The sequence below is a fragment of the Aromatoleum evansii genome (assembly GCF_012910805.1).
Classification (GTDB): domain Bacteria; phylum Pseudomonadota; class Gammaproteobacteria; order Burkholderiales; family Rhodocyclaceae; genus Aromatoleum; species Aromatoleum evansii.
Genome location: NZ_WTVK01000100.1, coordinates 1 through 11203, shown reverse-complemented (window position 1 = coordinate 11203; position 11203 = coordinate 1). Strand labels below are relative to the sequence as shown.

The following is an 11203-nucleotide window of genomic DNA, read 5'->3' as shown; positions in this document are numbered from 1 at the left end:
CCTCCCGCGCCGACCGCGCCCCCCATCCCCTACGAATATCTCGGCAAGCTCGCCGACGGCCACAGCGTGCGGGTCTTCCTCGTGCGCGGCGACCGACCCTACACCGTCTCCGAAGGCGATGTGGTCGATGGCAGCTACAAGGTGAAAAGCATCACCGACACCACCATGACACTCGTCTACCTTCCTCTGGACATCACCCAGACCCTGCCCGTGGGAAGCAAGCCATGATGCTGGAGAAAATGCTCCGCCGTGCCGTACCCCATGTCGCGAAATTGTTCGTGAAGGCACGGACCCGTAGGGTGGGAGGAGCGCAGCGCATCCCACCACGCGGCGTTCGGGGCGACTCCGACGCCCGGATTGGCGGGATCCGCTTCGCTCCTCCCGCCCTACACGGGTTTGTGCGATTGCCCTGTGTTGCGATCCTGCTGCTGGCGGCCCTGCTTGCCGGCTGCGCGACCGACACCCTGCAGCGCGACGGCATCCGGCTGATCGACGAGGGGCGCTACGAGGAAGGCCTGGCGAAGCTCGACCAGGCCGTGCGTGAACAGCCGCGCGATGCCGCAGTCAACATGGCGCAGACGACGCAGCGCGGGCGCGTCATCGCCGCACTGCTGGCCACCGCCGAGCGCGCGCGCCTGATGCGCGACCACAACGCCGCCGCGCGCGGCTTCGAGCGCGTGCTCGCGCTCGACCCCGCCAACGAGCGTGCGCGCGAGGCGCTGCGCCAGCTCGACCAGCTGCGCAACGCCGGCGAGACGATGCGCCAAGCGCAGACCGCACTGCGTCGCGGCGATCCCGACGGCGCCGACCGCCTGGTGCGCCCGGTGCTCGCGCTCGACCCGCGCAACGACGAGGCGCTCGCGCTCAGGCGCGAGATCGAGGACATTCGCGCGCGCTACGTCACGCCCTATCCGCAGCTGCGCTCGAAGATGTCCGCGCCGGTCACGCTGGAATTCCGCGACGGCAACCTGAAGCAGATCTTCGAGGTGCTGTCGCGCAACGCGGGGATCAACTTCCTCTTCGACAAGGACGTGAAGCCCGACCTCAAGGCGACGCTGTTCGTGCGCCAGGTGCCGGTCGAGCAGGCGGTCGAATTGCTGCTGCTGCAGAACCAGCTGCAGCAGAAGATCATCAGCGACAACACCGTGATGATCTACCCCGACACGCCGCAGAAGCAGCGCGACTACCTCGACCTTACGATCCGCACCTTCCACCTCGCCAACACCGACGCGAAGACCGCGATGAACATGATCAAGACCCTGCTCAAGAGCAAGGACGTGTTCATCGACGAGCGCCTCAACACGCTGACGATGCGCGACACCCCCGACGCCATCCGCCTCGCCGAGAAACTGCTCACGACGCAGGGCCTGCCCGAGCCCGAGGTCGTGCTCGAAGTCGAGGTGCTGGAAGTGTCGCGCCAGCGCATCCTCGACCTCGGCCTGCAATGGCCCAGCACCTTCGGCATCCTGCGCCCGGATCTCGGCGGTCCGCCGGGAACGCTCAGCCAGTACCGCGGCATCGACCGCGACCGCATCACCATCGGCCCCTCGCCCGAACTGCGCATCAACGCCAACGACAGCGACGTGAACACGCTGGCGAACCCGGTGATCCGCGTCAGCAACAAGGAGAAGGCGCGCATCCACATCGGCCAGCGCGTGCCGGTGGTGAGCGCGACCTCCACGCCCTCGACACAGGGACCGGTGATCACCGAGAGCATCCAGTACCTCGAGGTCGGCCTCAAGCTCGAAGTCGAGCCCACCGTGCATCTCAACGACGAGGTGCTGATCAAGATCGGGTTGGAGGTCAGCAAGGCCACGGCGCAGACGCCGACCAAGAACGGCACCATCCCCGTCCAGGTCGACACGCGCAATGCCACCACCTCGCTGCGCCTGAAGGACGGCGAAACGCAGGTCCTCGCCGGCCTGATGCGCAACGACCACGACGTCTCGGGCAACCGCATCCCGGGCCTGGGCGACATCCCCGGCCTGGGGCGGCTGTTCGGCAGCAACAAGGACACCATCGGCAAGTCCGAGCTGGTACTCTCGATCACGCCGCGCATCGTGCGCAACATGCCCTACATGAACCCCTACGACATCGAGTACCCGTCGGGCACCGAAGCGGTGCTGAAGGCGCGCAGCGAACCCATGCTGCGCATGACCACGACCGCCCCGACCGTGGGCGCTGCGCCGGCGGCCGCGAACGCCATGACGCGCGATGCGATCGCGCCCGCGCCCGCAGCGATGGCCGCGCTCGCGCCGCCCGCCGCGGCCGGCAGCGACGTGCCCGCCGTGGCCGCCTCGCCCGCCGCCGCGATCCTGTCATGGACCGCGCCCGCCGCCCTCAAGCCGGGCGAGGAGACCGACGTGATCCTGCGCGCGAACGTCACGCAGCCGCTCAGCACCGCGACCGTGCAACTCGCCTACGACCCGGCCGCGCTGCGCGTCGTCGCCGTGACCGAGGGCGACGTCATGAACGCCGACGGTGCCATCACCTCCTTCGCGCCGCGCATCGACGACAAGTCCGGGCGGATGTTCGTGGCGCTGTCGCGCTCGGCGCCGCAGGGCGCACGCGGCGACGGCGCGCTGATGCGCCTGCGCGTGGTGGCCCTGCCGGGCAGCGCCGCCCCGGCCGAGCTGAAGGTGACCAGCGTGTCGGCCTTCGGCGAAGGCAACCGCCCGCTGTCGGTGCCGCTGCCCGCCGCGCTCGCGCTCGGCGCGCAGCCCTGAGGACGGACGATGCGGCGCGCGCGCGGCTTCTCCCTCGTCGAGGTCGTCATCACGGTGGCGATCGTCGCGCTGCTCGCCAGCATCGCCGCGCCGCTCACCGAAACCGTCGTGCGCCGCGGCAAGGAACAGGAACTCAAGAGCGCGCTGTACCGCATCCGCGACGCCATCGACGCCTACAAGGCCGCGGCCGATTCCGGCCAGATCGAGAAGATGGCCGATGCCAGCGGCTACCCGCCGACGCTGCGCGTGCTGGCCGAGGGCGTGCGCGACGTGCGCGACGCCGAAGGCAAGCGCATCTACTTCCTGCGCAGCGTCCCGCGCGACCCCTTCGCCGCGCCCGAGCTGGCGCCCGAGGAGACCTGGGGCCTGCGCGCCTACGACAGCCCGCCCGACAACCCGCGCGCGGGCGCCGACGTCTTCGACGTGTTCTCGCTCGCCAGCGGCGAGGGCATGAACGGCGTTCCCTACCGCCAGTGGTGAGGCCCGCGATGGATAACCCGCACAAGACCCGCGCCGGCTTCACCCTGATCGAGCTGCTGGTCGTGCTGTCCATCATCGCGACCCTGCTGGCGATCGCGGCTCCGCGCTACTTCGGCAGCCTGGAGAAGTCCGAGGACACCGCGCTGCGCCAGACCCTCACGGTGATGCGCGACGCACTCGACCACTACTACGGCGACACCGGCGCCTATCCCGACTCGCTGCAGGCGCTCGTGGACAAGCGCTACCTGCGCAGCGTCCCGACCGACCCGATCACGCAGCGCAGCGACAGCTGGGTGATCGTGCCGCCGCCGGGCGGTGTCGGCGGTGCGGTGGGCGATGTGCGCAGCGGCGCCGAGGGCAACGCGCGCGACGGGACGCCCTACGCGGAGTGGTAGCCGTGCCGGCTGACCTGCCCGGGCGCGAGCGCGGCTTCACCTACATCGGCGCGCTGATGCTGGTGGTGCTGATGACGCTGGCGCTGGTGGGCACGCTGGAGCTGTGGTCGACGGCCAGCCTGCGCGCCCGCGAACGCGAGCTGCTATGGGTCGGCTCGCAGTACGCACGCGCGCTGCGCCTTTACTACGAGACCTCGCCCGACGTGAAGCAGTACCCGCAGCGGCTGGAGGACCTGCTCACCGACCAGCGCAGTCCGACGCCGCGCCACCACCTGCGCCGCCTGTACACCGACCCGATCACGCGCAGCACCGACTGGGGCCTGATCCGCGGCGTGGACGGCGGCATCGTCGGCGTGTATAGCCAGTCGCGCGACGCCCCGTTGAAGCGCGGGCGCTTCCCGCCGGAGTGGTCGGAGTTCGAAGGGATGGAAACCTACGCGGACTGGCAATTCGTCGCCGAACGCGCCTTCAGCACCACGGCCGCACAGGCCGGCGCGAATGCGAAACCGGGGCCCGCGGCCGCTCCACCTGTCATCGACCCGCGCCAGAGCCTCATCGACGCCGCCCGCGCGCCGCGCCCGGCGCCCGCCGTATCGCCCTTCCAGCTCACGCGCTGAGCGTGGGCCGGGCCCAAAAGCAAAAAGCCCGGCAAGGCCGGGCTTCTTCATTTCGGATCCTGCCGAGGCGGATCAGAGCGGGCGGATGTTGCCGGCCTGCTTGCCCTTCGGACCCGAGGTCTCGTCGTACTGCACCTTCTGACCTTCGGCCAGGCTGCGGAAACCGTTGCCCTGGATCGCGGAGAAGTGTGCGAAGAGGTCCTCGCCGCCGTTGTCCGGGGTGATGAAGCCGTAGCCTTTGGCGTCGTTGAACCACTTGACGGTACCAGTTGCCATTTCTGAATTTCCCAAATCAAAGTTTAAATAAGGGGCGTTTGCCCAGAGTTGCGACAATCGCGATCGGGGGATGACGAACTGAGTACCAGAGGACTTCGAGTACGAAACGCCACGCGATGACTGATGCGCGCCAAGCAGTCTGGCGAAAGACCGCGGCGCGGTCAACTACCCCGAGCCCCGCGGTGCGCGTAGATGCGTGTCATCGTGCACGGCGGTGGTGTCCGGCGGGCGCGCTTGTCGATTTTTCCGTGGGAGCGGCTTCAGCCGCGAAGCCGTGGAGTTGCGGAGAGATCCGCCCATTTGCGGCCGCAGCCGCTCCCCCCGGTACTCCCACGGCGTCGCGATTTCAACGGCCACGTATCCCGCGCAGCTCCGCTGGCGCGACCTCGCCCGGGCGCGCCAGCGACTCCTGCACCGCACGCAGGCGCTGGCGCAGCCGTTCGTACAGCCAGCCGCCCTTCTGCTGTTGCGTCAGGCGTTGCAGCTCGATGGCGGCGCGCGCGTGGCTGATGCGCTGCGCGACGAGATCCTTGTAGATGCGGTTGGCAACGCGCCGCCGGCGCACGGCGTCGCCGGCATCGACGAAGCCTTCGATGGCGAGCACGAGGCGTTCGAGCAGGCCCTGTTCGCGCGTGGCGCCGAGCTGGGCGCGCACCTCGGCCATCGTGTGCTCGAGGTTGGCGGCGATCTGCGCGATCTGCGCCTGGGCCACGGCGGCCTGGCCGTGCGGCGCGTGGCGCGCGGCGGCGAGGGTGGCGCGCACGTGGTCCTCGCACAGCAGGCCGTAGTCCTGGAAGGCGGCGAGCGCGGCCAGGCCGCGGCGGAAGCGCGTGGCGTCGGACCCGCGCAGATCGGCGCAGGCGTCGTGGCATTGCCCCCAGGCCTGCCAGCGATACACGAAGTCCAGGCCCGTGCCCTTGATGTTCTGGATGCCCATGACCCGGTTGTGCAGGCCGGGCGGGGTGTGCCGGGCGATGATCTCGACGATGCGGTTGCCGCTGGCGTGGTAGTCGGCGACGGTGACGAGCTTGCGTTCGAACCAGCGCCACAGCAGCGCGCGGAAGTCCGCGTCGAGCGCTGCGTCGCGTGTGCCCGGCGCGCTTTCGAGGCGCTGCGTGAAGGCGTGGTATTCGTCGTGCGCGGCGAGGTCGGCGCGCGCGCGGGCGAGGATCTCGTCGGCGTGTGCGACGCCGGCGGCGGCGAGTGCCTCGGCCAGCGCGTCGGGGCGCTTCCACAGCGCCGCGAGCGTCGCCGCGTCGTCCGGCACCTGCGGCCGCAGCATCGCCGCCAGCCGGGCATGCAGGCGCGCTGCGGTGTGGGGCTGGCGCAGGCGGCGCGCCTCGCCTTCGAGCACCGCGAGCGGAGTCGCACCGCTGGCCGGCCACAGCGTGAGCGCGGCGGCGTGCTCGTCCCAGGCCTCGCGGATGTAGCCGTGCAGGCCTTCGAGGTTGGAGCCGATGAGGAAGTGCAGGTCGGCGGCGATGTCCTCGACGAGGATGCTGGCGAACACGCGCGAGCGCGCGATGCGGTCGGCGCGGTTGTTGACGACGGTGCTGACCAGCGTGCCGGGCTCGCCGTCGACGTCGATGCGGTCGAAGCCCAGGCGCGTCCAGTTGCCCAGGCAGCCGAAGCGCTCGTTGGCGGACATGCCGTTGGCGAAGGACAGGGTGCGCCCGGCGACCGGCGCGGGCGGATACACCTTCAGCACGCCGAGGTCGGGCACGACGCGGTCGGCCATCTCCTTCAGCGCGTAGTCGGGGGCGATGCCGAACTCTTCGGCCATGCGCGCGACCAGCGCGATGTTGTCGGGGTGCTCCTGGTAGGGGAAGCGCGCCAGCACGTCGGGCGCGAGCAGGCCGGATTCGAGCCAGCCGGTGGTCTCGACGCGCGTGCCGAGCGCCTGCGCGGCTTCGGCGAGGATGGGGCGCATCTGCTCCTCGCTGGTCACCAGCGTCGAGCCCTGCGGGATGAAGTGCGTCATCACCTGCGGGATGTCGATGCCGGCCGGCCCCTGCAGGTCCTCGTGGTCGGGGAAGGTGTTGGTGATGGTCGCGAGGTCGTCGCGCATCCAGCGCCGCTGCAGCAGTTCGACGAAGGAGGGGGTGAGCGCCATGCATTCCCACAGGAACACGTCGGCCTGCAGCTCGCTGGCGATGCGCGTGACGGCGTGCTGCTCCCAGATCGTCGCCTTGTCGTAGGGGCGGAACAGGAACATCTCGCGTAGCGGCTGGTGCGGGTGGGCGTGCAGGAACATGGCCTCGCAGCCGGTGGTCTTGCTCACGACGCCGTAGCCCAGGCTGTTGAACAGCGCCGCCTTGAGGCGCTCGGTGCCGGACTTGCCGCGCGTGCCCCAGCCGCCCACCACCAGCGGGATGTCGCGCCGCGCACGGCGCTGGCGGTGGTTCACGAGCAGGTGGCGCGCGGTGAAGGCCGCGAGCGCAGCGCCGAGGAAGAGCGAGAGCTCCGCGAGCGAGTTGCCGTAGACGGAGAAGAAGTAGTTCTGGAAGCGCTGCCACAGTTCCTCCCCGCCCCCCGCGCCCAGCGCGAAGCCGGCCGGGAAGAAGCGCGTCACGGCCGGGTCGGCGGCGTCGCCGCGGTGCGGCGTGAAGCGCAGCTCGAAGCCCAACTCGCGCAGGCGGCGGGCGTAATGGTCGGGTGCCTGCTGCGAGCCTTCGTGCCAGTTGCGCGCGTGCGCAAAGTCGGCGAAGTGCCACACCAGGCGCGCGCGCATCGCGATGCGGCGCAGGAGCGACGCGGGCGGGGCGAGCTCGGTGACGCCTTCGGGCGTGACGAGGCGCAGCGGCTGCTGGGTGCGCGGCAGGTCGAGCGCGGACAGCAGCTCGTCGGGCAGCGGCAGCCACGGGCGCGAGCCGGCCTCGCTGGCGTGGTGCAGCGGTTCGCCCGGCACCTTGGTCTGCGCGAGTTCGGCGAGGATGCGCGAGGGCGCGCGCAGGCTGCCGCGGAACACCCGGCCGGTGGTGTGGCGGAAGGCCTGGCGCTTGTCCGGCGAGGGGTGGCGCAGCTCATGCAGCCAGCGCCACAGGCGGAAGGCGAAGCGGTGGCCGCGGTGGAGCCGCCAGCCGCCGCCGCGGCGCTCGAAGTCGAGCGGGAAGCCGTCGCGCGCGAGCAGCATCGCGGCGATGCCGAGGCGCTCGGCCGGCACGGCGTCGAAGTCGTCGGGCAGGCGGCGGGCGCGGCCGGGCGGGCAGGCCTGCGCCTCGGTGCCGAGGCGGGCGACGAGCTCGCGCAACTCGATGTCGTGCAGCAGCATGAAGCGCGCGAGGGTCTCCGCGGCCCAGCGGCGCACGCGCAGGTCCGGCGCGCGCTGGTGCAGGCGGCGCACCGCGTCCTCGATGCGCGCGAGCTCCATGGCGCGTCCGCCCAGTCCGGCGAAGCGCGCGCCGCGCGGACAGCTGCCGGTCGCGGCGGCAAGCAGGCGCTCGGTGACGTGCAGCGCGGTACGCAGCACGAAGGCGTCGTACTCGCGCTCGATCCGCTCGAGCAGCCACGCGAGCAGCGGCAGGCGGTCCTCGCCCGGGTGCTCTGCGATCGCGAGCAGGGCCTGGGCGCGCACCTGCGGCACGTCGTCGGCCAGCAGGGGTGGCAGGCATTGCTCGACGATCTTCGGCGGCGCAGCGTGCAGCGCCTGGGCGAGCCCCTGGCGCACGTAAGCGCTGGCGTCGGCGAGCGCGGCGGGAAGCAGCGCGGCGGCCCCGGGCAGGGTCGCGATCGCGCCTGCGGCGAGCTGCACGGCGCGCCGACGCACGAAGATGTCGTCGCCCGCGTGCGGGCGCGCGAGGCGCAGGCGCACGACTTCGAAGAAGGAGGCGGGGGCGAGCTCGCGCAGCAGTTCGATGGCCTCGATCTGCTGCCACACGTAGAGGCGCGCGTCCTGGGCGCAGCGGTAGATGAACTGCACGCTGCCGGGCTGCACCGCGCCTTCGCGCTGTGCCGGCGGCAGGCCCATGAGGGCGTCGGCGAGGCAGCAAAAGGCGGCGAGACGCACGCGCGCGTGGCCCTCGAAGGCGAACAGCGCGCGCGCCGTGGCTTCGACGTCGAGACGCTGCCACAGCCAGGGGCGGCTCTGGTCGTCGGCCGCGGCGAAGGTGGCGCGGGCGTGGCGACCGAGGAGATCGAGCGTGACGGTGATGCGCCGCTCGAGCGCGGCGATGCATGTGTCGACGCGGTCGGCGAGCGCGTCGGCGCCGAACCAGCGGGCGAGGGCGGCGCGGTCGCCGGCGAGCTGTGCGCGGTCGGCGCCGAGCGCGCGGGCATGGGCGAGCAGCAGGCGGCGGCGCTCCTCGTCGCCCGCGGCGAGCCCGAGGTCGTGCAGGAAGCGGGCGTGGCGCTGGCGCAGCTCGTCGATGCCGGCCTGGCCGGCGGCGATCGTCTCGGCGAGGAAGTCGGCCAGCGGCAGGGACTCCTCGCCCTCGGGTGCAAGGCTGCCCTGGCGGCGGCGGGCGGCGAGCCAGCGCAGGTGTTCGCCGGCGAGTGCGTCGAGCACGCGTCGTTCGAGCTTGCGCTGGTGCGGCGGCAGGGCAGCGATCAGGCGTTGCCAGGCGATCACGGTTCGTCTCGCATGCGGTTGTTGTGGTCCTGCGGCGCGCGGCGCTCGCGCAGCTCGCGGAAGTCGATCTCGCCCGGGCGGAAGTCGCGGTAGCCGCGGCCGTTGCCGAAGTGCCAGGTCAGTTCGAGGCCGAACAGGTTGCGGTCGCGCGCGAGGTCGCGGCGCAGCGTGAGGCCCAGCTCCAGGCGTTCGCGCCGCGGCAGCCAGTGTTCCCAGCCGACTTCGAGGTTCAGCGAACCGCCGGTGGAGTCGTCGGCGCGGTGGCTGTCCTCGAAATACTGGCGGCCGTCCCAGTTGGCGTCGAAACGCAACGGGCCGAGCAGCTGGCGCCAGCCGAGGCGGCCAACGAGGTGGTCGGGCGACTTCAGCGGATTCATGTCGGGGTTGGTCGTGACGCCTGCGCCCGCGTACAGCTCGGTGTCCAGCCACGGGCGCCAGGTGACGGTCTTGGCGACTTCCAGCCCGCGCGGGTGGTGGTCGCGGTAGGGGCTGTAGATGTCCTGGTCGATGCGGCCGGCGGCGAAGAAGCGGTTGGCGCCGAGGCTCTGGCCGCGCCAGAAGAGCGAGATGCGTGGCTGCATGGTCACTCGCGGGGTGAAGGCGAACAGGTGCGTCGCGCTCGCGCGCAGGCCCCACGAGGATTCGAGGTAGTCGTTGTTGCCGGGGCTCTGGGCAAAGGCGCTGCCTTCGACGTGGAAGTTCCAGTTGGTCCAGGCCGGCGCGGTGGTCGCCGCGCCGCGCAGGCCCAGCGTCGGTCCGCCGCCTTCACGCTCGCGCACGAGCAGGTCGGTGCGGTAATGGGTGTTCCAGCTCTCGGCGAAGTAGCGGTGCGTGGCGGCGAACTCGGTGAAGCGCTCGTGCTCCTCGGCGTCTTCCCGGGTCCCGTCCGCGCGCAGGCCGAACTGGCGCAGGAGACGACTGAGCTTGCGGCTGCGTGCGACCCTTTCTGGATCCTTGCCGAGGGCGGCGTAGACCCAGTCGAAATAGCGGCCGATCCGGACGCGCGCCCGCGGCCCGGCCGGCAGGCGACGGCTCGTGCCGGCGCTGTCCTCGAAGCCGTACAGGCGGTCGCGGCGCGCGACGCCCAGGCTCCAGGTGCCGTCCTCCTGGCCGCCGAGCGGAAAGTGGTCGTCGAAGGCGATGCCGGTGCCGAGCGGGCGGGCTGCGATCGTCACGGCGGGCGGCGGCACCGGCTGCGGCTCCGCGTCGTAGGTGCGCGGCTGGCTGCGCGGACGGTCCGGGTCGACGCTGCGCAGGTGCAGGCGGTAGAGCGATTCGGTGCGGCCGTCGGCGGGCGGGAGCACGATCTCCTGCCAGCCGGCGGCGATGTGCCGGTAGCGGCTCTCGCTGCGGCCATCCACCCATTCGTCGATGCGCAGCCACGCGGGGCCGTCGATCGCGACGCGCAGCGGTTCTGCACGTGTCGCGACGTGGTAGAAGCGCTCGGTACGGTCGGCGAAGCTGCGGCGGCCGGGCTCGAACAGGCGCAGGCGCAGGAACTGGTCGGCAAGCGGTTGCGCGATCCACACGCGCAGCGTGTGGGCGCCGGCGGGGATCGCGATGCGGCGTGCCGTGGTGCGGCCGGGTTCGAGCACGAAGGGCAGCGGCGCGGCCTCGTCGATCTGCAGCAAGGCGGTCATCGCCTGCGGTGGCAGCGCGCCCGCGTCCTCGGCCGAGAGCGCGACTTCGATGCGCGTCGGTGCGGTGTCGTTGGTGGACACGACGAGGCGGTTCGCACCCGAGAGCAGGCGTTCGTCAGCCCCCGCCGGGGCGAGCAGGGCGCGACGCACGCGCAGGGCGGGCGATTCCGGATCCCAGCCGGCGATTTCGCGCGAACGCAGGCCGGCGCTGGCCCTGACGCTGTCGATGGGTGTCCACACGGCGTCGCGCGCGATGCGGGCGACCAGCGCCGACAGGCCCGGCACGGCCGGATGCGCGTGCAGGATGTCCTCGGCGAGCGCGAGGGCGGCGCGTTGCCGCTCGGGCTGATGTTCGGTGAGCCAGGCGAGGCTGGTGAGGCGCTCGCGCAGCGCGGCCTCCGTGCGTTCTGCCGGCCAGGCGAGCAGCGCCTGCCAGTCGCCGGCGGCGCGCAGGGCGGCATCGCTGCCGGCGCTTTCCGGGGCGGGCGCGGCCGGCAGCGGC

The 11203-nt window shown here is 71.8% G+C and carries 7 protein-coding genes and 1 pseudogene; 5 read left to right on the top strand and 3 right to left on the bottom strand.

Translation table 11 applies throughout. From position 1 onward, the window contains the following. From GO615_RS26415 to GO615_RS26395, 5 genes and pseudogenes are all read left to right on the top strand, one after another. Nucleotides 1-228 (top strand): annotated as a pseudogene (locus GO615_RS26415) (secretion system X translation initiation factor); the annotation flags it as partial. A gap of 176 nt (nt 229-404) precedes the next feature. Next, on the top strand, nt 405-2726 hold the full coding sequence (locus tag GO615_RS26410) for a secretin GspD/PilQ domain-containing protein (protein WP_211167378.1): 2322 nt from the start codon (nt 405-407) through the stop codon (nt 2724-2726). A 9-nt stretch (nt 2727-2735) separates the two neighbouring features. Then, nucleotides 2736-3206 carry a type II secretion system protein gene (locus tag GO615_RS26405; RefSeq protein ID WP_169132837.1) on the top strand — a complete coding sequence of 157 codons (471 nt, stop codon included), beginning with the start codon at nt 2736-2738 and terminating at the stop codon, nt 3204-3206. A gap of 8 nt (nt 3207-3214) precedes the next feature. After that, nucleotides 3215-3601: a type II secretion system protein gene (locus GO615_RS26400; RefSeq protein WP_169132836.1), complete on the top strand. Its 387-nt coding sequence runs from the start codon at nt 3215-3217 to the stop codon at nt 3599-3601. Between the two features lie 2 nt (nt 3602-3603). After that, the gene (locus GO615_RS26395; protein ID WP_211167377.1) at nt 3604-4218 is read left to right on the top strand and encodes a type II secretion system protein; all 615 of its coding nucleotides are present in this window, start codon (nt 3604-3606) and stop codon (nt 4216-4218) included. A gap of 72 nt (nt 4219-4290) precedes the next feature. On the opposite strand, the gene GO615_RS26390 is transcribed toward GO615_RS26395, so the two are convergent. The 3 genes from GO615_RS26390 to GO615_RS26380 form a co-directional block, all read right to left on the bottom strand. Further along, a complete protein-coding gene (locus GO615_RS26390; protein ID WP_015433923.1) occupies nt 4291-4494 on the bottom strand; it encodes a cold-shock protein in 204 nt (67 codons plus the stop codon). Between the two features lie 346 nt (nt 4495-4840). Continuing rightward, entirely contained in the window at nt 4841-9061 is a 4221-nt protein-coding gene (locus GO615_RS26385) for a hypothetical protein (protein ID WP_169132835.1), read from the bottom strand. Next, nucleotides 9058-11203, bottom strand: a 2146-nt coding sequence (locus GO615_RS26380) for a hypothetical protein (RefSeq protein WP_169132834.1), incomplete at its 5' end; no start/stop codon positions are given. The genes GO615_RS26380 and GO615_RS26385, both read right to left, overlap by 4 nt.

Coding starts and splice junctions, on each gene's coding strand:
- GO615_RS26405 (WP_169132837.1), top strand. CDS start 2,736: ATGCGGCGCGCGCGCGGCTTCTCCCTCGTCGAGGTCGTCATCACGGTG.
- GO615_RS26400 (WP_169132836.1), top strand. CDS start 3,215: ATGGATAACCCGCACAAGACCCGCGCCGGCTTCACCCTGATCGAGCTG.
- GO615_RS26390 (WP_015433923.1), bottom strand. CDS start 4,494: ATGGCAACTGGTACCGTCAAGTGGTTCAACGACGCCAAAGGCTACGGC.